Genomic DNA, 24602 nt, shown 5'->3' with positions numbered 1-24602 from the left:
AAATTGTAGCATATGTAACTTAAAAGCCTTGCTAGATAAGCGCTTCAGGATATATAAGTAATAATAACCAAATTTGAGATTGAGAATTTTTGGCTTTCCCTGCAATCTCAAGGATAAAAATCCACTTACTCTAGCCTAAGCGCCCCTATTTATTATTCAGCGTTAATCATAAATATTCCAGATTTTGTGGAAACCTATGCAATGCCACTCAGCCGGAAAAAAACTTTCTAAGTTAACACTGATGTAGGTGCTACGACAGACGGCTCTATTTCCCAAGGAAATTATTGAGAACACCTGTTACTACTATGTCCAAACAAATACCAGATCAACTGATTGCATTTCCGATTGTGCCTTTTTTCCTGGGAGGATGCTTGGCGTTACTCCCCGACTCGACAACTCCGGTACAAGCACAAACTCCCCAAGGCAGCTTTTTAATAGCAGAACGAACAGTGGTTAACACCTTACCACCACCACCTGCTTTCCAAACTATTCCTTATAATCAACCACAAGTCACAACACAACCAACTCCCTGGAATACATATAATCCAAAATTTCAGCCCTCATCTAAAGTGAGGGTTAATAAATATAATCAAACCTATCGTTCTTACCAAACAGTGCAAGCTACTTCCTATAGTTGGAGTGCCGAGCGCTACATAGTATATGTTGAAGGCAATGATTCCCAACAATTGCAACGTATACGTCAGCTAGAACGCAGTGCTTATATCCGCCATTTCAATGGACGTGCTGTGATTCAATCGGGAGCCTTTAGCAGACAAACTAATGCCCAACAACGAGTTAGAGAGCTGGAATTAAGCGGAATCAATGGAGCAAAAATTGTCAAATCTAATGGACAACAAGTTGCTGGTTTTTCTTCTGGCACTGGTAGAAGAGGGCCTTCTAGGCAAGAGCAAACCAATTATTACTATGTAACTATTCCTGCGAGAGCGCAAGATTTATCATCTATTGCCAGTCGCATTCGCCAAAATTCTGGACGTTATGACATTGTAGTGGAAAGGCAAGAGCCACTAGGGCCTCATGTTGCAGTAGGGCCTTTTGCTGAACGTTCGGATGCGGAACGATGGAATGATTATCTGCGAGAGTTGGGATTTGGTAACGCCAGAGTTTATTACGGTAGGTAAGAAAGAGTCGATTATTGAGCATAACCAAAGCAAAAAATTCTCCGGTTATGCTCAATAATTATAAATTACGCCTGATGTGAATTAAAAACGCCTGTTTCCCCATAAGGTTTTCAGGCCTTGTCAAAAATCCTGGTTTTGGAACTATCTAGAAATTACAAGGTTTTCGGTACTCATTTCACATTAGACGTAAATTTAAATTTGTAATTAAAAATTTTGAGTAAGCAATACCTCTCTAGTTTGTAAATATGCTTCACTCTCATTTAAAATGTATTGATATTTTTCTTGAATCTCTTTTTTATGTTCATCAAACAATGTTTCATTATTCAACAATTCAGATACTATAGAATTAAGATAGGATTCAGTGTTAGATAAATTAGTACTAATTAGAATTTCGCGGATAGTATTATTGATTTCTTGAATTAAATTTTCTCCTTTATTAATTTCTTTTCTAAGCAGTAATTTTACTTGTTCATATTGTTCAAGATATTTAGAATATATGCTTGATGTAGCTGCTATTTGACCAGCTTGTTCAATTTCCTCAATCTTTTTATGATATTCAGATTTTTTATGCTCTATATGAATCTGTTTTTTAACCAATTTTCCTATTTCTTCCCATTTTTCCGAGATATTATTATCTTTTGAAGTCTTTTCTGGTATATTCACTTCATTTATACTATATTTAAAATCAGTCCATATAAGATTGTTATTCTCTAAAGTAGCAGACTTAGTATATACTACCCATCCAATACTTGATTCGTATATTGTATTAATTGGCAAAACAATATTTCCTTCTACATTTAGAATGTAATTACTTTTTTTAATTGAAATTATCTTAGTTTTATAAAAATAGTTTGAGATAGTTAATAATAAGAATATTATGGAGAAAGATACAATAGCAATTATAAATAAAATAGGTTTAAATATTTCAATAAAATGAGTAAATGTGAACCATGAATTTTTAATAAAGGCGATTAGATATATAGATACATCAACAGTTTTATAGTATAAATTTTTTATTAACCAAATTCCTATCCATCCTATAATAACAAATAATAGAGAGATAAAAGTAAAAATTGAAGATAACATAGTAACTACCTAGATTATTTTGAATAAAATAGCATTGTGCTTACTGAATTAAGTGTATCTAATAATTATGATCGATAACATAGGAGAAATACTACTATTTTCAGGTAATAGCATAGAGCAAAATATCGTAATACTTCTGTCAGTAGAATTTACACGCTCAGTAAATTTGGGGTAATTCACTATTACTAATATCTTTATAACTTGACTGAATGTTTAATAATATATTTATTCAAATTTTATAAAAATAGCTTCATGATCTTTCTTAGGTTACTCTGTGTCTATGTAGTTAGCCTCTAAAAGTTAAGCTTTTAGTATGTTTGTTTATTTAGCCCATAAAAAAATAGTCTCATTGAGTAAAGAGTAGATCCAATTTTCCGTGTGAAGAATCAAAATTGAGAAGTCACCTCAAAATTTGCAATTCATCACTCTGGATATAAGACTCATGACTCATCTTCAGCAGAGGGAACAAGAAATTTCCCAATACGTAGTTACCGCAGCGCAGATGCGGGATATTGAAGAGAGGATATTTGCGGCGGGAATGCCTGTAGTAGCTTTAATGGAAAAGGTAGCGGGACTAATTTCCCGTCGCCTACTGGCGATGATTCCTCCAGGTAAATCTCGGGTGGGGGTTTTAGTCGGCCCGGGACATAATGGCGGCGATGCTTTGGTAGTAGCCAGAGAATTGCACTTTCAGGGATATGAGGTTTGGATTTACAACCCTTTTCCTAAAGTTAAGGAATTAACTTCACAGCATTTGCAATACGCCCAGAGTTTAGGGATACCCTGTTATCAAGCAATTGAACAGTTGCCAAATTGTGATTTATTAGTTGATGGCTTATTCGGCTTTGGTTTAGAAAGAAAGCTAACTGATGCTGTAGCATCTGCTATCGATCAGTTGAATACCTGGAAGCAGCCGATTTTTAGCATTGATTTACCTTCCGGCTTACACACCGATACTGGTGAGGTGTTGGGAACAGCAATTCGCGCTACGCATACATTTTGCTTGGGTTTATGGAAGCAAGCTTTTCTACAGGATCAGGCTTTAGATTATCTTGGTAAAGCTGAGTTAATTGATTTTGATATTCCCTTAGCTGATGTGCAAGCTGTACTCCAAGATGCACCCAAAATTACCCGCATCACCACAGCCAAAGCCATCTCAAATTTACCTATACCTCGTCCCCCAGTCACCCACAAATACAAAGAAGGGCATTTACTGTTAATTTGTGGTTCTCATCGTTACGCTGGTGGGGCAATTTTAACCGCTTTGGGTGCGCGTGCTAGTGGTGTGGGAATGCTCTCTATTGCTGTACCAGAGTATATTAAACCGATTCTGGTATCCCATTTACCAGAAGCTTTAGTTGTAGGCTGTCCAGAGACAGAGACAGGAGCGATCGCTCATTTACAATTACCAGAAAAGACCGATTTAAATTCCTTCGATGCGATCGCCTGTGGGCCTGGTTTAACTACAGATAGTGCTCCCATTGTGCAGCAGGTAATCGCAAGCGATCGCCCCTTGTTGCTTGATGCTGATGGTTTGAATATCTTGGCGCAAATGGGAACTATCCCCACCTTACAAAAACGCCAAGCTACAACCATACTTACACCCCACGAAGGTGAATTTAAGCGATTATTTCCCGATATTCCGAATATTCATCAAGATAGAGTCAAAGCCGTGCGATCAGCAGCCATGCAAAGTGGTGCAATAGTTTTGTTAAAAGGCGCAAGAACTGCGATCGCAAATTCTCAGGGTTCAGTGTGGCTAAATCCCGAAAGTACCCCAGCATTAGCCCGTGGTGGTAGCGGTGATGTGTTAACTGGGATACTTGGCGGACTATTGGCGCAAGCCGTAAAAAAACAAATCCCCCTAGAAGATATGGTTGCAACTGCTTCCTGGTGGCATTCCCAAGCCGGAATTTTAGCAGCCCAAGAACGTACAGAATTAGGTGTCGATGCGTTTACTTTGACACAGTATTTGATGAAAGCGGTTAGGGGGATTGGGGATTAGGGATTGGGGATTAGGGATTGGGGATTAGGGATTAGGGATTGGGGACTGGGGATTGGGGACTGGGAAAAGCAAGGAGGCAGGGAGCAGGGGAGAAATGATTAATGAAAAACCCCTAACACCAATTACCCATTACCAATTACCAATTACCAATTACCAATTACCCATTACCAATTACCAATGCCCCATGCCCAATGCCCAATGCCCTAATAAAAATTCAGAAATTGAGCATATTCACGATGAAGTCTAAATTCCCGGGCAAAATTAGACGGGAATTTACATAAATTTTCTAATTATCGGTGAAGAGTAGTTATTGGCAATAACACACTTTCCTGAAACACATATCTGTCAAAAGTATTTTTTATACTAAATCCATGAATGCCAATAGGAGTAATTTATGTCCAACAATACTACTAGTCAAGTTGCCACAAACCCTGCTGTTATAGGCAATACCAGTCAAAATTATGGAGTATTTGACATTGCTGTAGGAGTGTCAGTGATTGTTTTCCCAATTATTTTAGTTCTCAGTATTAATGCTTATAGAAAATACCGTATTGCTGCTCGACGGGAAAAAATCACCTATTTAGAGAAGGTTTGGCGTTTGAATAGCGCCAAGAAAAACGTTTGAGAAAGGGAATCTGGAAGATGAAATATTTATTTTTAATATGGGTGCTGATATTATCTTTATTTGCTCCAAGTAGTGCGATTGCTCTCACTCAAGAGTCATATACTTTAATATCTGGGCTGGGAACACATCACCATCCGGTATCTACCGAAAATACCCAAGCGCAACAGTTTTTTGATCAAGGTTTAAATTTAATTTACGCCTTCAACCATGATGAGGCGGCGCGTTCTTTTAAATATGCTGCCGAACTAGATCCACATTTAGTAATGGCGTATTGGGGAATGGCGCTGGCTTTGGGGCCTAATATTAACCTGGATGTAGATAGCGATCGCGAATTAGCAGCTTATGAAGCTATACAAAAAGCTGTGGCTTTGTCTGAATATGCATCACAACAGGAACAGGGTTATATTAATGCCCTAGCTAAACGCTACTCTAATAATCCCCATGCATATTTATATAAGCTGGCGGTAGATTACAAAAACGCGATGTCAGATTTAGTCAAGCGTTATCCCCAAGATTTGGATGCTAAAACACTATACGCTGAAAGCTTGATGGATTTGCACCCTTGGCAACACTGGACTAAAGATGGCAAACCGTTAGAAGATACCGAAGAGATTGTAGCGGTTTTAGAATCGGTACTGCAAAGTGACCCCAACCATCCAGGGGCGAATCACTACTATATCCATGCAGTTGAAGCGTCACTAACTCCCGAACGCGCCTTAGCAAGTGCTAACCGTTTACAAACCCTAGTACCTGCAGCCGGACACTTGGTACATATGCCATCCCACATTTATTTCCGTGTGGGAGAATATACCAAAGCCATGCAGTCAAATGCCCTAGCGATCGCTCAAGATGAAGCTTACATAGTCAAAAATCACATTGAGGGTGTTTATCCGGCAATGTACTATAGCCACAACGTGCATTTTTTGGCAGTAGCCGCAGCAATGGCTGGTAGATATCAGGATGCGGTGCAAGCCGCAAGTAAATTAGTCACAATGGCTACACCGTTTGCCGAGAAAGAACCAATGGTTGAGGGCTACCTAGGAACTAAACTATTGATTCAAACGCGCTTTAGTGATTGGGATAATATTTTAAAAACACCTGCTCCCGATGATAAATTGGTGACAACTAAAGCACTGTGGCATTTTGCTCGCGGGATGGCGAATGCCAGTACTGGTAAACTAGAGGATGCAGAGAGCGATCGCGCTGCTTTGTTAACTGCTCAAAAAACAATGCCCGCCACTGCAACTATTGGTATGAGTCCCGCCAGTACTATTTTAGACATCGCCAGCAACCAATTAGACGCGAAAATTGCCAAAGCCAAACAAAACTATGAATCTGCGATTAAATACTTAGAAACAGCCGTAGCCCAGGAAGATGCCCTTAACTACATGGAACCACCCGATTGGTACATTTCCACCAGAGAAGCATTAGGGGGTGCTTTATTAGCAAAGGGTGATTATGCAGCCGCCGAAAAAGTATTTGGTGCAGATTTGCAAAAATATCCTTTAAACGGGCGTTCATTATTTGGCTTACAAGCAAGTTTGCAAGCTCAAGGCCAAGAAAACGCCGCCAAACTAGTGCAAGCTCAATTTACCAAAGCTTGGCAAGATACCGATACTCAGCTATTGGTGGAGAATTTTTAATGGGGTATTGAGAATGGGGCATGGGGCATTGGGCATGGGGCATTGGGTAATGAGTAATGAGTAATGAGTAATGAGTAATGAGTAATGAGTAATGGGTAATAGTTTTTCCCCAGTCCCCAATGCCTAACCCCTAAGCCCTTGTTGACGTAAAAGAGTATCCGCCCATGCAGCATCTTCTGGTTTTAAGGATGGGACTGGTTCTTGATGATAATCAATTGCTAAATGATATCTGGCACGATTGTATATACCATGTAATAAAGATTGCAAATCTAAAGTTGGTTCTGTATCTTCTGACTGTAAGGGTAATGAGAATACAGGAATTCTTTCTCTGATGCTAAAGCCGTATAATTTAGCTTGGGGACGAGTTTCACTTCTACTAACGAGAATTTGATAATCTGTTACCGGAACTTTCCCTAAAATTGACATGGCTTTGCCACTTCTAAGCAAATCAATTTCTACTAAGTGAGAAAGGCTAGCTAAAACTTGTTTGCGTTTGGTTTCATAAGCTTTTCTACCTTCCCCTGTCCGTTTATTTTTAGGGGATAAAACTTCGATAGAAGTGACAACAAAACCTGTAGAAACTTCGCGAACTTCTAAATAACTTTCTCTACTATATTCAGGTACAGGTATCATTACCGTAATACCTTCTGCGGTCGCAGTTTGAGTAACTGTTGATGAGTATTGCTGCTGTGATGTTTGTTGAGAAAAAACAGAAACATCAGGTATGCCCACTAATACAGAATCAGAGTCATCACTCAAATAAGTACGTTGTTCAATTGCCACTCGATATTGTGGGGGAATATTCTCCTCAATAGTATCTGCTAGGGCTGTAATCAATCGATGATGTACCTCTGCCCAAAACACAGGATTTTCTAAATAAGGATTCATTCCAGGAAATGGAGAATTCATAAGGCAATTAGTCAAGAGTCAAGGGTCAAAAATCAAAGGGAACAGGGAACGGGGAACAGGCATTATCTTTAATTGTGAATTGTTTTACCCCAAAGTCCCCAGTCCCTAATCCCTAATCCCTAAAACTGCCTTACTAATGGCTGACCATCTTTAACTTCGCCAACTAAGACTAAATCGACGCAATTGACGAAAATACCATTTTCGAGAACACCAGGAATATTATTCAGTGTTTTTTCTAGGTTTACTGGGTCGTCAATGGAGTCAAAGCGTACATCTAAAACAAAGTTTCCTTGGTCGGTGATGACTGGGCCAGCTTTTTTCACGCCCATGCGGAGTTCTGGTTTACCGCCTAGTTTCTTGATGGCATCAGTTACAGGAGTAATCGCCATAGGAATTACTTCCACTGGAACCGCAAAGCTAGAACCCAAACGGTCTACTAACTTTCCACTATCAACTACGACAATAAACTGATTTGCCAAGTAATCTACAACTTTTTCACGGGTGTGGGCTGCGCCACCACCTTTAATTAAATTCTTCTGGGGGTCAACTTCATCCGCCCCATCAATGGCAATATCAATGTGGTCAATAGCGTCCAAAGTAGTGAGAGGAACGCCGTATTGCTTTGCTAGCACTTCTGACTGAAACGAAGTAGGAACGCCCACAATATCTTTGAGTTCACCAGACTGAAGGCGTTCTCCCAAAAACTGAATGGTGTACGCCGTAGTTGAACCCGTACCCAACCCGACAATCGAACCTGATTTGACTAAAGCGGCTGCGGCTTTGCCAACTTCTTGCTTCATCAACTTCACGGGGTCTGCTGCTGCGGTCATTCCCAAAAATGCTCCATATAACTTATCTAAAATGAACATAACCTAAAGTTACATACATTTTGCGTTGGAGTTTTGGGGATTGGTGACTGGTGACTGGTGACTGGGGACTGGGAACTAGGGATTGGGGATTGGGGACAAAGGAGATTAGGGGAGAAATAATTCACAATTCAAAAGTTAAGAAATATACTTTACTTTTGAACTTTCACTCTTGTACAGACGCGATTCATTGCGTCTCTCCGACTTTAACCAACACCAAACCCCAAATCCCAAACAACTAATAAAAATATAATTATGCGTCAATTTCTCAGTGCGGTTTCTTTAGTTTTTTTGCTACAAAACTTACCAGCATTTCAACTATTACAAGTAGCACAAGCAACTTCTAGTGACTCATCTGAGGCTATTCAACAAGTAGTTGCTGCTAAATGGATGAGTAACTCTTCTGATGGCAAGTTTTATCCAGAAAGGTTCGTGAGTCGCGCAGAATTAGCTGCGATTATGGTTAAGGTTTTTCGCTTGGATAAACGCCAAGTTGCTAGCAAAGAAAATGTTCCAACTACCGATGTACCATCCTCTCATTGGGCATTTAATGATATTCAAACAGTTTTAAAAACCGATATTATGAAAGGCTATCGGGGTAATTTGTTTTTCCCTAATCAAAGGGTGACAAAGGCAGAAGCCTTAGCAATTTTTGCCCAAGCTTATGGTGTATTTCAGTTCCCTGAAGATACTGTCAAAGACATTCTCTCTTCTCATCCAGATGCAGGTTCAATTCCAACTTGGGCTAGACAAGCGATCGCCACTGTAATTAGCGAAGGTTTTCTCACTACAGATGCTCAAGGTAATATTTTCCCATTGCGTCCGATGACACGGGGGGATATGGCGGATGTCTTAAGTAAATATTTACAACGACAACAGAAACAACCAGATACTCCAGTAGTTCCCACAAGTCCAGATAGCCCACAATTACCTTAGTCACTGAGATTGAATCAGAATCAGGTTTTCAGGCTTAAAAGCCTTCAATGGCTCATGGATAATGTTTTGCGATCGCTTAAACTTTAACCCTTAATGCTCAAGGTTTAACCCTTAATGCTCAAGGTTTAACCCTTAATGCTCAAGGTTTAAGGCTTAATGCTCAAGGTTTAAGGCTTAATGCTCAAGGTTTAAGGCTTAATGCTCAAGGTTTAAGGCTTAATGCTCAAGGTTTAAGGCTTAATGTTCAAGGTTTAAGGCTTAATGCTCAAGGTTTAAGGCTTAATGCTCAAGGTTTAAGGCTTAATGTTGTAAGAAAACTAAAGTAGACTCAAAATGTTGGGCATCTTTAGTCATCTTGAGATGATTTTTTCTATGAGACTAGGAATTCATTCCTAGTCGGGCTATGGGTTTCGCGTTAAGTTGACACAGTTTGGCAATACCCATTGGTGTCAACTTAAGCTAAAAGCGATATAGGGCGGGCGTTGTACAAATCCCTCGCGCCCTCATCCCCTAACCCCTTCTCCTGGGGGAGAAGGGGAATTAAATCTCTTGCTCCCCTCTCCCGGCGGGAGAGGGGTTGGGGGTGAGGGCTAAAACCTAGCTACAAAGCGGGTTTCGCGTTAAGTTGACACAGTTGGGCAATACCGTACCCCTACAATCTGTTGGATTATTTTTCCAAATTGGTAAATTATGCCGATTTTGTAGCCAGAAATTTTTAACAAAAAACTTCTGTTCTGAACCAACAAACTTCTACTAATTCACAAAAAATATAATACAAATGCTAGCCCTTACTGTTGCAACCTTTTCTGAGCAGATACTAGCAATTTTTGCGCTTCTGTGTAGGCTGTTGTTCCGGCTTGGATAGTTTTCAGGCGATTGATAATGCCTTGAATTTTACCTTTTAACTGCTGAGGATTAGCAGGAGGCGAAGCTATCAAACCTTGAATTTGCTCATTGGCTGCTTGCAGAGAGGCTTGTGCTTCACTTTCGGCTTTGCGTCGAGTTTCAATAATGCCTAAGTTAGTTTGATATTCTGCTAGAAGTTTTTGCGCGGCTACATAGCCAGGTTCTTCAACACGAATGTTTTCTAGCTGGTCGATTGATTTTTGCCACAATTTGGCAATTTGTTCCCACTTTACTACAGAGTGGGGCGGATTTTGCGATGCTTTGGCAGCTGCTAGGGCAAATTCCTTTGCTGCTTCGATATATGTACCGCTACGAGGATCGGCTACTGTTTTGAGTTTGACTTGATAACCAGCGAGTAACCTTTGCGCTTCTAAATAACGAGGATTTTCTGTGGGAATTTGGTTAAGACGCTGAGTTGCTTGTTCCCACAATTCTGTTGCGGCTTTGGGTTGTTTGGGTTGAATTTTTTCGGCTTCTAAATCAAATTCTTGCGCCGCAGCAATAAATGTACCGATGCGGGCGTTATCAAAATCGCGTTTGTAGGCTTTGAGTTTACTTTGTGCTGTTTCTCCCGCGAATGTGGCTTTGGGGATTTGATCTAATTGATCTATAGCGGCTTGCCAAGAAGCGATCGCATTTTCTTTATCCTTAATACTGGTAGCTTTTTCGTATTGCTGGCGTGCTAGCTTGAGTGCCATTTCTCCTTGTTCTAGGGGTGTAAAAGCATTCCTATCTTGAAACGCTATAGCTTCTATCCGCGCTACTCTCCCACGGGCTGCTTCAAATTCATCTACGGTAAACTTCCAAGTGCAACCAAAAAAATTACAATAAGCTTTGGGATAATATCCTAAAAACCAAACTGGTAAGTTATTCAGATTTGTTTGGGCTGCTGCAGCTTTTTGGGAACCTTGCTCAATATCAGCTGGACTTGTAGCTTGATTGATTAACTGGTCTGCTTGCTCTAAATTTTTAATTGCCTCACGATAGTGATAATCCATATTGATGTAGCTAGGCAACAAGAGGATGGGAGCAATTTTAGCAACAGGCCAGCGAATCATGGGGTAGGGCAAATTTACCACCCATAATATTCCTGTGGAACTACCCAAAAGTATAGTTACCCATTTTAATTTGGTAAAAAAACCTTTTGATTGATTAGCTTTTGCGGCTTGTTTGAGTATTTTCTCGCTAAATTGTGGATAGATATCAATCACGCTATCCCGCAATTCATCCAATTTAGCGCGATCGCCTTTTTCTTTACAAAGTTGTTCTAGTCGCTTAATTACTATTTCCTGCTCAATTTTGCCTACCTGATCTTTACCACTACATCTTTGAATTTCTGCTTGCAAAATTTGTAGAGCTTTTTTATTGAGACGATACATAGGAATTATATGTAATTTATAATCCTAGTATTCCCATGCTGCGCCTACTTATAAATCAAGATGCTTGGGTTAAGCTCATTAGCGTACTTATTCAAGAAGCCAGAAGAATTGGGGGATTCTCCCCCAAACCCCCGATTGGGGGACGGTTGCGTCCCCCAAACCCCCTCCAAAATGATTGTTCTGTTTTGTTGTTGAGTAACTAGTTTTTTAGTTTTGTTATCAACAGGACTTATACCAATTCAAAATTCAAAATTCGTCTTGTAAAGTTTGCTCAACGGGGGGAACCCCCGCACGCAACTTTCCGCAAAATTCAAAATGAAGAAAGTGAGACTCAGCATACTTTTTAGCGTTTGCATCTGTATCAAATTTTTTGTGAATTGGTATTACGTAAGCAAAATTTGTCATTGCGACTGGAACGTAGTGTAATAATGCTCGGTTAAGGATTTTCAACTGGGAATTTGGTTTGGGGAAAAGGTGTACCCCTGCGCTTAAGCAAGCTATGCGTAGCGTCTTTGCAGGAGAAAGGGGCAGGGTTAAAGGTTTTTTCTTGCCCCTTTTCCCCTTCCCTTTTGCCCTTAACCTTATGAAGTGAGTTGTCTAACGTGGGTGGCGGAATCTAGTTGTAATGCGGAAGCTGCGATCGCCTGACATTCACTGATAGTTAATTGGGCGATCGCTTGTTTTAAGATGGGGATGGCTTGGGGATTAACGCTTAATTCATCTAATCCCAAACCTAATAAAATCTCTGTGGCGGCAGGATCGGCGGCGAGTTCACCACATAATCCTACCCAAATTCCCGCAGCATGACCGGCTTGGACTGTTTGTTGTACCATTCGCAACACTGCTGGGTGGAGTGCGTCTGTTAAATTGGCGACACGGGGATTGTTGCGATCGCCTGCCATGACATACTGACTTAGGTCGTTAGTACCGATACTAAAAAAGTCTACCTCGGCTGCTAGCTGATCGGCGATGGCTACGGCTGCGGGTACTTCGATCATAATGCCGACTTTGACTTTGGAATCAAAGGCAATACTAGCTTGACTAAGTTCCCGTTGCACTTCATTTAATATTGCTTTAGCTGCCCGAACTTCGGTGATTGTGGCAATCATCGGCAGCATAATTTTAATATTGTGTCCGTGGCTGGCGCGCAAAATTGCTCGTAACTGAGTTCTAAATAAATCGGGATGATCTAAACATAAGCGAATTCCCCGCCAACCCAGGAAGGGATTTGTCTCTAATGGAACCTTAATGTAAGGCAGTGGTTTATCGCCACCGACATCTAATGTCCGAATAATTAATGGTTGTTGATCTAAAACTTGTGCGATCGCTTGGTATACTGCTAATTGCTCCTCTTCCGTGGGAGCACTTGTCCTACCTAGATACAGAAATTCTGTACGCAGTAGTCCTACTCCTTCAGCGCCGCTAGCTAAAGCAACTTGAACGTCAGCTATACTACCGATGTTGGCAAATACATTTACTTGCTGACCATCGCGAGTCATGGCGGGTTGGTGTGCTTTGGCTAGCGCTTCTTGTTGCGCGGTTCGCCATGCTTCGCGTTTAGCTTCTAATATACTCAAAATATCTGGTTCTGGCTCTACCCAAGCTTTGCCGCTTTCACCATCAAGAGCCATGATTGTGCCGTCTTCCAGATACAATATGCCTGCGTCTACACCTAATACTGCGGGGATTCCTAATGTGCGGGCAATAATTGCACTGTGAGATGTGGCACTACCGGAAGTCGTACAAATACCTAAAACTTTGCTGGGGTCTAGACCAATGGTGTCTGAGGGAGTCAAATCACTGGCTACTAAAATCGCTGGTTCACTGAGTTCCAAAGTTTGTGCTGATGTCCCGGCTAATAACCGCAACACTCGCTGTCCCACATCCACCACATCTTCAACTCGTTCTTGTAAGTATGCATCTTCTAATTGGTGGTAACTAGCAGCCACTTCATCAACCACAGCTTGCCAAGCGGCTTCGGCGTTGAGATGATGGTCAAAAATCCGCACTCGTACTGCTTCTAACAATACAGGATCTTCTAAAAACAGCAGATGGGCGACAAAAATTCCCGCTTCTGTGTCGCCAATTTGCATGGAAGCGTGGGAAAATAAGGCTTGAATTTGCTGTTGTGCAGTAGCAATGGCTGCTTCTAACCTTTGCCACTCGGCTTCTACATCTTCTACGTTATATTCTGTAGGTATAACAGCAGCCGCTTGATAATGTACCACAGGTGCGATCGCTACCCCTGGTGAAGCTGCAATTCCCGAAAGTTCGCCATGAGTTTTTGGGGTATGGTGTTCTACGGTGGGTGGTAATTCTAAAGCAGAATCATCTTCTCCAAAATTATTGGCGATTAATTCTGCTAAGGCTGCTAACGCCTGTTCTGCATCAGCACCTCTGGCTGTAATTTCTAACTCGTGTCCTTGACGCACCCCTAAAGTTGCGACTTGATTAATACTGTCACCCCGGACTGTATTTGTCCCTCTAGTAATATTCTTTACCCAAATCTGCGATTGAAACTTAGAGGCAGTAGTAACAAATTGTGCCGCCGGACGAGCGTGTAAACCCAAGCGGTTGTTGACTGTGAGGCGAATTTCCTTCGTTGCGGATTCTGTGCTAGCTGTGGAGACAACTGATAGAGGACTATTCACAACTCCTAACAAAGTTGCTTTTGCTACTAAAGCAGACCGTGCTTCCGCCATGACTTGCTGGATATGATGACCAAGTGAAGCTGCAACCACAGCTGCGATCGCACCTTCAACTAGCGGTGCTTCACATAAATGCACCTTTTCCCGTTGTGCTGGTGAAAGGAACTCCAGCGCCATTTCTGCACTCATCAAGGCGCTACCCAAATCCATTAACACCAGCACACCATCATCACTAAATACAGATGCGATCGCCTCATAAACCTGCATCGGATCTGTACCCAGGGGATTTTCCGGATCGTCAATCCCCGCTGCGATCGCTAAGGGAACTCGACCTTGAACCATTTGCGCTGCTAGTTGCTGTACGCCAAGCGCGAGTTGTTGACTGTGAGAAACAATAACAATTCCGACCACGGCAACACCATCAACTCTTTTGAGAGACTTTTGCTGAGTCAGTGAACACTAATGGTTAACTGTTGACTGTTGACTGTTAACTGTGAACCGTCAACGACTTTAAATAAAATAATTTATTTTTTGCAGTTTCCTTACATTCTTCCATTTTCTCGCAAGAAAATCAGCGTTGATTTTCAAATCGCAACTTTATATGACAAAGTCGAATTCTGTTTGCTATGTAACAGTTTTGGGCATTGGGAATGGTAAAAAGTTATATCTTCTCTGGAGACGCGATTAATCGCGTCTCTACAATTGTTGACAATCTTGGCGCGAAATACATCCAATACAGCTTTAAGTCTAAAAACTTATCTTTTCTTCTTCCCACGTTGCCAACTTTGGCTATTAGGTTGTTTATTAAATTCACCGTGGGGAAATAGTCGCTGTTCCAATTGTTCATAACTACCTTCAAAATCACAATGACCGTAAAGCGGACATTTTTGGCAATAAACTCCGTTGGTGTAGCGTTCTAAATTTTCGCGGTTGAAAAAATAGGGTTTTTGACTAAAAGTACTCGCCACCCATTGCCATGACATATTATTGCTAGCAGGATCGCCATCTAATAAATGTTGTAGAAACCATTTCGCCCCAGCTTGCCAACGAATCCGCCGCCAATGGACAATATAAGCTGCTAACCACATCCGAGCATGGTTATGTAGATAGCCTGTCTCTCTTAAATTTTGGCTAAAAGTATCAATACATACTAATCCTGTACTACCTGTTTGAATATCCTTTGGTAAATCAGGCGCGTAATTTTTAGCTGTGTAACCAGTTTTATATGCTTCTTGGTCTTGCCAAATGCTATTTCCTAGCTTCTCATATAATCTCTGCCAGTAATCGCGCCAGCCTAATTCATTAATTAATTTAGTCGCATCTTCAGGGTTTTGTATCTGCTCTTGTATATAATCCCTAATTTCTCGCAGACTGAGAACTCCATAGCGAATATAAGGTGAAAGCTTTGTGACTGCACCAGTTAAAAAGTTCCGTGTTTTTGCATAGGTAACAGGCTCAACTTTTGCTAATGCTTGTTCTGCAGCTTTCCGTCCCCCCACTATTTCGCTGATAGAATCATCCCGTTCTGTGGCTTTCGGGAATTCTTGGCGGAGATAGGCTATTAATTGATCACGATGAGAAAATTCACGTCGCATTTTTTGATTACTTGATAAGTTTGGCATTTGTCTTCCTCATTCCCCTTTTCCTCGAGAGAGAGGAGAATTGCGATCGCTAAAAACTCTTTACAGGAAAATCAAGGTGATAAAGGTAAACTAGCAGATAAAACTGTTACCTGCTGACGCAATGAGCTTCTGCATCAATCCTCAATGCACAAACCCACAAAATAGTAATGATGAACTATTTTGTCTTAGTTGCGGCTCAGAACTACTACTACAAGGACGTTATCGTGTCGTGCGTCAGTTAGGCGGTGGTGGCTTTGCAGTCACTTTTGAGGTGATGGAAGTCCGCACTGACACGCCAAAAGTGGTTAAAGTTCTCACAAATAATCATCAAAAAGCTATAGAACTATTTCAGCAAGAAGCAGAAGTTTTAAGTAAACTTAATCACCCTGGTATTCCCAAAGTTGAGCGCGATGCTTACTTTGTTTATTTTCCCAGAAACAGCCAAAACCCCAGCCATTGTTTTGTCATGGAAAAAATTGTGGGGATGGATTTGCAGAAATATATGGAAAATCGGGGAATGCGTCCGATTGACCAAAATTTAGCGCTGCAATGGTTACGGGAATTAGTGACAATTCTCGATCGCGTACACAAACAAAACTTTTTCCATAGAGATATTAAGCCACCTAATATTATGCTAAGGGCGAGTTCTGGGGAATTAGCATTAATTGATTTTGGTACAGCTAGGGAACTTACACAAACTTACTATTTCGCACAGGCTCAAGGTCAAGTAACAGGAATTATTTCCGCAGGTTACACACCACTAGAACAAATGAATGGTCAGGCTGTACTTCAGTCAGATTTTTTTGCTTTGGGACGCACGTTTGTTTATTTACTCACAGGTAAACAACCTACTGACCCAGCAATTTATAATTCTTACACCAATGAGATGGGCTGGCGGAGTTGCGCGCCTCACATTTCGCCCTTGTTGGCAGATTTAATCGACCAAATGATGGCCCATTTACCCGGTCACCGACCAGCAAACACTCAAGAAATTTTACAACGATTAGACCAAATTGACCAAAGTTTACAACCGCTACCGCCGCCATTACCACCACCGCCCGAATGGCCGAGACGGCGTGTATTGCAAATGCTGGGTTTTGGTACCATTGGGTTAGCTATCCCAGTTGGTTTATATACATTTTTTACTAAAAACAAAACGACTCTAACAGTTTCTAGTAATGGATTGGGTGACTATAAAACTATTAGTGAAGCAATTAAAAATGCTCAACCTGGTAACCAGATTTTGGTAAATCCAGGTTTTTATCAAGAAAGTTTAATTATTGACAAGCCACTCAAAATTATTGGTGATGGGCCTGTATCTAACATTGTGATTGAGAGTGCAAACTCAAATTGCATTGTCATGCAAACAGACAAAGCGGAAGTCCGAGGTTTAACTTTACGTGGTGTAGCAGGAAAAAAGAATAACAATTTCTTTGCTGTAGACATTCCTCAAGGTCAATTAATCTTAGCTGAATGCGATATTACTTCCGATTCCCTTTCTTGCGTCAGTGTGATTGGTGCAACAGCTAACCCCATTATCCAACAGTGCAAAATCCACGATAGCGTACAAGCGGGCATCTTTTTTCAAAAAAACAGTCGCGGTACAGTACAAGACTGCGATATCTTCGGTAATGGTCTATCTGGCATAGCAATTAAGGATCATAGCAGCGCTATGATCCAGAGGTGCAAATTTCATGATGGCAAACAAGGCGGAGTTCTTGTTTATGAGGATGGACAAGCCACAGTGGAAGATTGCGAAATCTTAGGTCATGATTTATCTGGGATAGAAATTAGAACCAATGGTAACGCTGTAATTCAACGCTGTAAAATCAATCAAAATAAAGGACGCGGCGTTTATGTCCACGATGGTGGTTTAGGTACAGTGGAAAACTGCGATTTAAGCGGTAATAATCTCGGCGCGTTTTATATTGATACTAGTTCTAAGGTGCAGCGTAGCGGGAACATCGAATAGACTGTTTTCCTTCAAGGGGTGGCAAATATCGGTAAAATTTGAAAGCGATCGCAATTCTTGAATCTTCCAATATGAGCAATATTCCCCAAGTTACACAACCAGCCCCTAATTTCTCTATTCCTGACCAAAATGGTAATTCTGTCAGTCTCGCTGATTTTAGTGGTCAATGGGTAATTCTTTATTTCTACCCGAAAGACAACACTCCTGGTTGCACGACAGAAGCAAAAGATTTTACCGAGTTAAATCAAAACTTCAGCGCCCTGGGTGCAAAAATATTAGGTGTAAGTCCCGATTCTAGCCAGTCTCATTGTAAGTTTATCGCTAAACATAACTTAACAATCACCCTGTTAAGCGACCCACAACATGAGTTAGCCGAAGCTTATGGAATTTGGCAATTAAAGAAGTTTATGGGTAAGGAATATATGGGCGTTGTGCGCTCAACTTTTCTCATCGCTCCTGATGGCAAAATTGCTTATACTTGGACAAATGTGAAAGTTAAAGCTCATGCTCAACAGGTTTTAACTAAATTACAGGAATTGACAGCTATATCAAGTGCATCATCTTAGAATATTGGCTGAATAACCTATGGTGCAAATTATCCAGGGACAAAACGTCACTCTCGCTTACCTCAAGGAAAACTTTGCTCTGCATCAAGCTGAAGATGAGCAATTTTTTACAGAGTGGTTTGACGATTTACCTGCGATCACAGAATTAGAAAAGCAATATTTAGATAGAGTTAAAACTAACTATCTCAGTTTACTGGAAAATGCTCCTCTTATAGAGGAGGCAATCAAATTAGTTGTATTGTCGCCCTTACTAGACTTAGCAGGTTTTTATCGTCCGCCTTTTTCCATCGCTACAGAAGAAAGTATAGAAATTAGTGAAGATGTAATTATCGGTAATGCAAATAAAGCCGAAGCAGATAAAGAAATTATCAAAGGTAAAATTGATGTACTAGTTATTCAAAATAAGTTGTGGTTACTAATAATTGAATCAAAAAGGTCTACTTTTTCTTTAACTAAAGCAATTCCGCAGGCACTTACTTATATGCTAGCTGCGCCGCATAGTGATGAGCCTGTATATGCATTCGTGCTAAATGGCGAAGATTTTCAATTTATCAAACTAAGCAGACAAAATCATCCTGTATATGCTCTATCTGATAGATTTAGCTTATATAGAAGTGAAAATGAACTATATATTGTTTTAAATATATTAAAGAGAATTGGACAAATTTTAATTTAATTAAATAACAGTCAAATAAACCTGAAAAGGTGTCGATAAAATACCTAATATTTGATTGATTTCGACAATATAATAGTCTCTTCTATCGATAGATAAATCTTTATCAGTCAGCTTTAAAAATTTCCAATCTGTACCAGTGGTTATTGCTCCATAAATAGTCGTAATGCTATTTCCTTGACGCTGATTGAATATTTGAGCAGCAACCATTTCAGCAATACATTGCCCTAAACCAGCTTTGATGTTTTCATTCTTAGCCTCTACCAAGGTTACTACAGGAGTGCGAATTTCATATATTTCCGCAGATGCAGTAAGTATATAATCACAATAACCATTCAGACCCGATGCGTTATCAACGTTAAACTCTGTCCCGGAAAAGAACCCAACTTTAAAGTTAAAATTTCTTCTTACCTCTAATAAAATAGGAGTAATAATTAGCTCTGAACGAGCTTTTTCTGTATTAATTGCTGTTGCTAAATTCAAGTTCTCTTTCAGAAACGTTTGTAAAATTTGACTGGGATCTATACCAGCAACTTCAGCAAACAAATTATCTGGTTCCTCTATAATTAAGCCAAATTTTTCTCTAACTTGAGCCAGAGTAAATTCACTGTATGCCATCTCTACTACCCACGCTCCATGAATAAGGAAATTTCGCTGATTAATTAAAAGGTTGTAACATTTTGTAAAGCTTTAAAATAGTAATATCAGTTTTGTTGTATCCATCATGATTCAAGTAATCCAAGCTCAAAATGTCGGTCTTGCTTATTTAGAAGAAAGATTTGGTTTGCGACAGTCTGAAAGCGAAGATTTTTTCCAGAATGGTACGATTCTCTGCCAGAAATCACAGATTTAGAAAAGCAATATCTAGATAGAGTTAAAACTAACTTTCTGAGACTAGTTAAACGTCCACCAATTTTAGAGAATGCGGTCAAAATGGTGGTATTATCTCCTTTACTAGATTTAGCAGGATTTTATCGCGAACCATTTTTACTGGCTACAGAAGAGTCAATAGAAATTGCGATTGAGGATAAAGACGAAATTGTTAGAGAAAGGATTGACGTTTTAGTTATAGGACTTACGCAAAAGTCACGTAATTACGTCATTACGAGCGCAGCGACGTAATCGCCTGAGATTCTGGGATTGCTTCCCTACACTTCGTTCCGGTCGCAATGACAAATTTTGCTTGCGTAAGTCCTGAGTTATTCAAGAACAACTATGGTTGTTAGTAATTGAATCTAAAAGAGCTAGTTTTTCCCTTTTAGAAGCTATACCTCAAGCAATCGCTTATATGCTAGCTAATCCTGATCCAGAGAAACCTATCTTTGGCTGTGTAACTAGTGGAGAAGATTTCCAGTTTATCAAGCTCATCCAGCAAGATAAATCGGAGTATGCTTTGTCTGATAAATTTACGTTATCCAAGCGAGAAAATGAATTAAGTAAGTCAGTGGAAATAAACCAAACTATGTTAACAAACATAAATAGGCTTGAAATCCTTACTAATGACTAATGACCAAGGACAAATGACAGCCTCAGCTAGTTATCTTTAATTTCGCAGACCTACTTATATCAAGTTCTCAGGATATTCAAAAAATTAAGTCAAATTTTGAGTTGATTATGTCGAATCGTCCCATCTACCTAGATTGCCATGCTACGACCCCCGTTGATGAACGAGTATTAGCAGCAATGCTGCCTTATTTCACAGAAAAGTTTGGTAATCCAGCAAGTATCAGCCACGTTTACGGTTGGGAAGCAGAAGCAGCTGTTAAACAAACACGAGAAATTTTAGCAGCAGCTATTAACGCCTCACCAGAAGAAATTGTGATTACTAGTGGTGCTACAGAAGCCAATAATTTAGCCATTAAAGGTATAGCAGAAGCTTATTTTCAAAAGGGACAACATATTATTACTGTGGCGACAGAACATAAAGCTGTTCTCGACCCCTGTAACTATTTAAAAACACTGGGTTTTGACATTACAGTGCTACCTGTCCAAAAAGACGGGTTAATTGATTTAAATGAGTTAGAAAAAGCTATACGTCCAGAGACAATTTTAGTGTCGGTGATGGCTGCAAATAATGAAATTGGGGTATTGCAGCCACTATCAGACATTGGCGAAATCTGCCGCGATCGCAATATTCTTTTCCACACCGATGCCGCCCAAGCTATTGGTAAAATTCCCTTGGATGTGCAAGCACAGAAAATTGACTTGATATCACTGACTGCACATAAAGTATATGGCCCTAAAGGCATCGGTGCGCTATATGTCCGCAGACGCAACCCCAGAGTCCAAGTAGCCCCGCAACAACATGGCGGTGGACATGAACGAGGAATGCGATCGGGTACTTTATATACACCGCAAATCGTCGGCTTTGGTAAAGCTGTGGAAATCGCCTCAGCAGAACAAGCCACAGAAAACCAACGCATTACAGCACTCAGGCTCACACTTTGGGAACAGCTTTCCCAAATACCAGGAGTTCATCTCAACGGACACCCCACCCAACGCCTAGCCGGAAACCTCAGTATCAGCGTTGAGGGAGTAGATGGGGCTGCACTTAGCTTAGGATTACAACCAGTCATGGCAGTTTCTTCCGGTTCTGCTTGTAACTCAGCCAGTACAGCACCCTCCCACGTCCTCACCGCCTTGGGACATCCCTCACAGCTAGCCTATGCATCAGTACGCTTTGGCATTGGTCGCTTTAATACCCCAGAGGAGATTGATATCATAGCCAAACATGCGATCGCTACCATTCAAAGTTTACGCAAGCAGGCTAGTTTGGTGTGAGGGACTGGGGATTGGGGATTGGGAGATGAGGGAGATGAGGGAGATGAGGGAGATGAGGCAGCAGAGGAGAATAGCCATTACTCATTACTCATTACCAAACACCAAATACCCATGCTCAATGCCCAATGCCCCATGCCCAATGCCCCATGCCCCATTTCAATACGGATCTGAACTAAACCTTCCCCGCTTGACACTGCGGAGATAATAACCTTTGGTGGGCAGGTTTTTGAGGTCGAAGGTATCGCCACGGGGGATACGCCAAATTTTGTAGTCGTGGAATGTTAAAGGTGTACGGGGTTTGCAAATCTCTGGCGGATGATCGCCTAAAACAAGGTATGCTGCACCTCTTCCCATGACTTTGGCTATGCCGTATTTATCAATGACAACCGATGTCTCTTCGCTAATGGCGATACCTAAAGCACGTTTCGCTTTGCCATCCTGGATTTGACGGGCGATAAAAGCCATAATTCGCCCCATTCTTTTACGCCTATCAAAGTGAGTATCAACAATAGTGCCGCCCAGATACCGCCATTTAAAAAAGTTGTAAGTGAAGGTGATATCTTGATAGGGATCTTCCAGCGCGTCTTTGGTTTCAATGCCTTCTTCGGAAGAAGCGCAAGCATCATAAACAAATTCACTTTGGATCATTGCACCTGCGCTAGTACCGCCAACTCCGCCACCTCTGGCGTAAACTGAGTTGACAGCAGCCTCTAGCTTAGTGCCTTTCCAGTTACGAATATATTGACATTGGTCGCCGCCAGCAACGAAGATTACATCTGCTCTGCGGATTTTATCAACAATTTCCGTTCTGTTGGCATCGTTGCGATTGCTAATAATCAGCGTATCTACAGACTTTACGCCTTTCATGTCATAAATCACCCGATTGTAATCGTGATTACCATAGGTGCGGAGAACTACAACATTTACTTTGGTAGCGCAGTTAGTACCACCCCTCACCTGATGAATCATCCATTGAATTGCTGCTTCTACATCCGGGCCACCTCCACCCAAGTTAAGAACAGGCCCAGCTAGGTGAGGTAAGGCAGGTAAAGCAGGTAAGGTCGGTACAGGCGATAAAGAATCGACATCTTCGGGAACAATATCCTGAAAATAGCGTCTCAAGTTTGCTGTAATATGGGTTATGAAGGTGGTTCCCATCTTCAGCAACATGGTTCCTAGGTTCTTTAACCACTTTGCTATATTTGGAAAGGCCTTGGTCATGCTAACCTTCTGGTGCAAACTGCAAATATTGCTAACTCTCTCACCAGAAGGGGTGTAATTCCCAGCGTACAAGGCTTGTACTGTTTTTTAATGCCAAAAATGCAGAGTTATATTTTATTCTCTGTTTGGTTTTTTGCTGCTTGTGCAATTTAAAACCATTCTACTCGCGATCGCTCTTGCACTACTCGCTTGTATACAGCTTCGGTTTGCAGGGCTAATTTTGGCCAGCTAAAGCGTTTCTCTAAATCCTCAAAAGCATTATCAATCAGCCATTGGCGATACCCAGGATTTTTCAACACCTCTAAAATACCCCAGGCAATCGAATCGGGACTGTTCACCCAAGTGACAATGCCTGTTTTAGTATGTTGCACTACTTCCGGAAAACCACCAGTGTCAGATACAACTACGGGAACGCGAGAGGCAAAGCTTTCTAATGCAACTATCCCAAAGGGTTCATAAAGACTGGGGAAAACTGCACAGTCAGCTACAGTCTGAAATTTATCTAAGTATTCATCAGAAAGGAAACCAGTAAAATAGCATTTATGCCAAATTCCTAAATCCCAAGCTTGACGCTTGAGATGGTCAGTATTACCACCACCAACAATCACAAATTTGACATTACCACCCATTTCCCACAGAACCTTGGGTGCAGCATTGAGTAATAAAGGCACACCTTTTTCATAGGTCATGCGCCCAACATAATAAACAATTTTTTCATAATCTTCGGCAAATTGAAGGCGAAAAGCTGAAGCATGAAAATCTTCATGATGCTGTTTCTTTTCTGGCCGAATACCGTTAAAAATGACATCAATTTTGTCCCAAGGGCTGTGTAATGCTCTTTCTACTTCTCGCCGCATATATTCGCTACAAACGATAATTCGCCAAGCGTTAAAAGCTAACAGATTTTCTTTACCACTGATATAGCGTTGGGTGTCTGTATGCAGACCGTTGTAGCGTCCGTATTCAGTTGCATGAATTGTCGCAATTAAAGGTAATTTGAAGTTATTTTTCAGCGCGATCGCTGCATCACCAACTAACCAATCATGAGCATGGATTAAATCAAATGGCCCTTCTTCCAGCATCAGCTTACCACCATGATGCCCCATGCTTTCATTTAAGTTAACTATCCAGTGAAAAAAATCTCTACTAGCCGCTACCGGGACTCGATGTATATGCACTCCCTCGACTAATTCATACATCGAAGCCTGTCCATGCTCCACAGTAATCAAGTGGATTTCATGTCCTAATTTCACTAATTCCGGATATAACTCCCCTACATGGCGAGCGATTCCACCGACAATCCTGGGTGGAAACTCCCAACTTAACACTAATATCTTCATTAACTGGACTCCCCGAAGCTTTTCAAATTGATAAATAGCTAAAATCTATAATTTATCTAAAGGTACAAGTGTGACAATTAGAGTGAGTATATATACTAAAATTGTCAATATTCTTAACATTCTCTTTGGATTCATCTGTCTGTAAATATGAATATTAGTGAAGCTAACTTTTCATATTTACCTTCATATGCATTCAATAAATTGCCATGATACAGCAACTTCAGATTAATTGCTCAAAAATCTTCAACTCCTATAGATGTATAGCTGAAGGGTGAAAGCTGAAGG

At 40.8% G+C, this 24602-nt stretch carries 23 protein-coding genes and 1 pseudogene; 14 read left to right on the top strand and 10 right to left on the bottom strand.

The window, feature by feature from the left end; all coding sequences use genetic code 11:
• The first annotated feature begins 305 nt into the window (after positions 1-305).
• Complete coding sequence (locus tag HG267_RS21390; RefSeq protein ID WP_045867895.1) at positions 306-1139, top strand: hypothetical protein; 834 nt, start codon at positions 306-308, stop codon at positions 1137-1139.
• 204 nt (positions 1140-1343) lie between these two features.
• Here the strand turns inward: HG267_RS21390 and HG267_RS21385 are convergent, their stop codons facing one another.
• Positions 1344-2225: a hypothetical protein gene (locus HG267_RS21385; RefSeq protein ID WP_045867894.1), complete on the bottom strand. Its 882-nt coding sequence runs from the start codon at positions 2223-2225 to the stop codon at positions 1344-1346.
• 442 nt (positions 2226-2667) lie between these two features.
• Here HG267_RS21385 and HG267_RS21380 point away from each other — a divergent pair, with 442 nt between their 5' ends.
• From HG267_RS21380 to HG267_RS21365, 4 genes are all read left to right on the top strand, one after another.
• Positions 2668-4230, top strand: coding sequence for a bifunctional ADP-dependent NAD(P)H-hydrate dehydratase/NAD(P)H-hydrate epimerase (locus tag HG267_RS21380; protein WP_045867893.1), 1563 nt, complete (start codon positions 2668-2670; stop codon positions 4228-4230).
• A 94-nt stretch (positions 4231-4324) separates the two neighbouring features.
• Positions 4325-4477: a hypothetical protein gene (locus HG267_RS21375; protein ID WP_155538952.1), complete on the top strand. Its 153-nt coding sequence runs from the start codon at positions 4325-4327 to the stop codon at positions 4475-4477.
• Positions 4478-4624: 147 nt separating this feature from the next.
• Complete coding sequence (locus HG267_RS21370) at positions 4625-4855, top strand: hypothetical protein (RefSeq protein WP_045867892.1); 231 nt, start codon at positions 4625-4627, stop codon at positions 4853-4855.
• A 17-nt stretch (positions 4856-4872) separates the two neighbouring features.
• Positions 4873-6498 (top strand): tetratricopeptide repeat protein, encoded by a 1626-nt coding sequence (locus HG267_RS21365; RefSeq protein ID WP_052335043.1) that lies wholly within the window; start codon positions 4873-4875, stop codon positions 6496-6498.
• Here the strand turns inward: HG267_RS21365 and HG267_RS21360 are convergent.
• The 3 genes from HG267_RS21360 to rpiA form a co-directional block, all read right to left on the bottom strand.
• Entirely contained in the window at positions 6478-6618 is a 141-nt protein-coding gene (locus HG267_RS21360) for an alpha/beta hydrolase (protein ID WP_155538950.1), read from the bottom strand. The genes HG267_RS21365 and HG267_RS21360 overlap by 21 nt on opposite strands.
• A 3-nt stretch (positions 6619-6621) precedes the next feature.
• Complete coding sequence (locus HG267_RS21355) at positions 6622-7407, bottom strand: DUF4058 family protein (RefSeq protein ID WP_045867891.1); 786 nt, start codon at positions 7405-7407, stop codon at positions 6622-6624.
• A 119-nt stretch (positions 7408-7526) separates the two neighbouring features.
• Positions 7527-8237, bottom strand: a complete 711-nt coding sequence (gene rpiA, locus HG267_RS21350) for a ribose-5-phosphate isomerase RpiA (RefSeq protein WP_045868830.1) — start codon at positions 8235-8237, stop codon at positions 7527-7529.
• 291 nt (positions 8238-8528) lie between these two features.
• Here rpiA and HG267_RS21345 point away from each other — a divergent pair, with 291 nt between their 5' ends.
• On the top strand, positions 8529-9209 hold the full coding sequence (locus tag HG267_RS21345) for an S-layer homology domain-containing protein (RefSeq protein WP_045867890.1): 681 nt from the start codon (positions 8529-8531) through the stop codon (positions 9207-9209).
• A gap of 788 nt (positions 9210-9997) precedes the next feature.
• Here the strand turns inward: HG267_RS21345 and HG267_RS21340 are convergent.
• The 3 genes from HG267_RS21340 to HG267_RS21330 all read right to left on the bottom strand — a co-directional run bounded on the left by HG267_RS21340 (position 9998) and on the right by HG267_RS21330 (position 15737).
• On the bottom strand, positions 9998-11494 hold the full coding sequence (locus HG267_RS21340) for a hypothetical protein (RefSeq protein ID WP_045867889.1): 1497 nt from the start codon (positions 11492-11494) through the stop codon (positions 9998-10000).
• 581 nt (positions 11495-12075) lie between these two features.
• A complete protein-coding gene (ptsP, locus tag HG267_RS21335) occupies positions 12076-14553 on the bottom strand; it encodes a phosphoenolpyruvate--protein phosphotransferase (RefSeq protein ID WP_045867888.1) in 2478 nt (825 codons plus the stop codon).
• 344 nt (positions 14554-14897) lie between these two features.
• Positions 14898-15737 carry an FAD-binding domain-containing protein gene (locus tag HG267_RS21330; RefSeq protein ID WP_045868829.1) on the bottom strand — a complete coding sequence of 280 codons (840 nt, stop codon included), beginning with the start codon at positions 15735-15737 and terminating at the stop codon, positions 14898-14900.
• 148 nt (positions 15738-15885) lie between these two features.
• Here HG267_RS21330 and HG267_RS21325 point away from each other — a divergent pair, with 148 nt between their 5' ends.
• The 3 genes from HG267_RS21325 (at position 15886) to HG267_RS21315 (ending at position 18978) form a co-directional block, all read left to right on the top strand.
• The gene (locus HG267_RS21325; RefSeq protein ID WP_045867887.1) at positions 15886-17736 is read left to right on the top strand and encodes a right-handed parallel beta-helix repeat-containing protein; all 1851 of its coding nucleotides are present in this window, start codon (positions 15886-15888) and stop codon (positions 17734-17736) included.
• A 71-nt stretch (positions 17737-17807) separates the two neighbouring features.
• Entirely contained in the window at positions 17808-18302 is a 495-nt protein-coding gene (bcp, locus tag HG267_RS21320) for a thioredoxin-dependent thiol peroxidase (RefSeq protein ID WP_045867886.1), read from the top strand.
• 19 nt (positions 18303-18321) lie between these two features.
• On the top strand, positions 18322-18978 hold the full coding sequence (locus tag HG267_RS21315; protein WP_045867885.1) for a type I restriction endonuclease: 657 nt from the start codon (positions 18322-18324) through the stop codon (positions 18976-18978).
• Here HG267_RS21315 and HG267_RS21310 read toward each other — a convergent pair whose 3' ends face one another.
• Complete coding sequence (locus tag HG267_RS21310) at positions 18979-19593, bottom strand: hypothetical protein (RefSeq protein WP_045867884.1); 615 nt, start codon at positions 19591-19593, stop codon at positions 18979-18981.
• Positions 19594-19699: 106 nt separating this feature from the next.
• Here HG267_RS21310 and HG267_RS41970 point away from each other — a divergent pair, with 106 nt between their 5' ends.
• The 5 genes and pseudogenes from HG267_RS41970 (at position 19700) to HG267_RS21290 (ending at position 21927) form a co-directional block, all read left to right on the top strand.
• Complete coding sequence (locus HG267_RS41970; protein WP_369792165.1) at positions 19700-19828, top strand: hypothetical protein; 129 nt, start codon at positions 19700-19702, stop codon at positions 19826-19828.
• Between the two features lie 80 nt (positions 19829-19908).
• The gene (locus tag HG267_RS41965; RefSeq protein WP_052335042.1) at positions 19909-20097 is read left to right on the top strand and encodes a hypothetical protein; all 189 of its coding nucleotides are present in this window, start codon (positions 19909-19911) and stop codon (positions 20095-20097) included.
• 82 nt (positions 20098-20179) lie between these two features.
• Positions 20180-20482, top strand: a pseudogene (locus tag HG267_RS21300) (restriction endonuclease subunit R); the annotation flags it as partial.
• A gap of 107 nt (positions 20483-20589) precedes the next feature.
• Entirely contained in the window at positions 20590-21756 is a 1167-nt protein-coding gene (locus HG267_RS21295) for a cysteine desulfurase family protein (RefSeq protein ID WP_045867883.1), read from the top strand.
• An 18-nt stretch (positions 21757-21774) separates the two neighbouring features.
• The gene (locus HG267_RS21290; protein ID WP_155538948.1) at positions 21775-21927 is read left to right on the top strand and encodes a histidine kinase; all 153 of its coding nucleotides are present in this window, start codon (positions 21775-21777) and stop codon (positions 21925-21927) included.
• Here HG267_RS21290 and HG267_RS21285 read toward each other — a convergent pair.
• Positions 21913-22977, bottom strand: a complete 1065-nt coding sequence (locus tag HG267_RS21285; protein ID WP_045867882.1) for a cyanophycinase — start codon at positions 22975-22977, stop codon at positions 21913-21915. The two genes, HG267_RS21290 and HG267_RS21285, sit on opposite strands and share 15 nt — an antisense overlap.
• Positions 22978-23126: 149 nt before the next feature.
• The gene (locus HG267_RS21280) at positions 23127-24317 is read right to left on the bottom strand and encodes a glycosyltransferase family 4 protein (RefSeq protein ID WP_045867881.1); all 1191 of its coding nucleotides are present in this window, start codon (positions 24315-24317) and stop codon (positions 23127-23129) included.
• Between the last annotated feature and the right edge of the window lie 285 nt (positions 24318-24602).

Origin of the sequence: Tolypothrix sp. PCC 7601 (assembly GCF_025677855.1) — a bacterium.
GTDB lineage: Bacteria > Cyanobacteriota > Cyanobacteriia > Cyanobacteriales > Nostocaceae > Aulosira > Aulosira diplosiphon.
The sequence above is the reverse complement of the archived record's forward strand: the minus strand, read 5'-3'. Positions and strand labels throughout refer to the sequence as shown.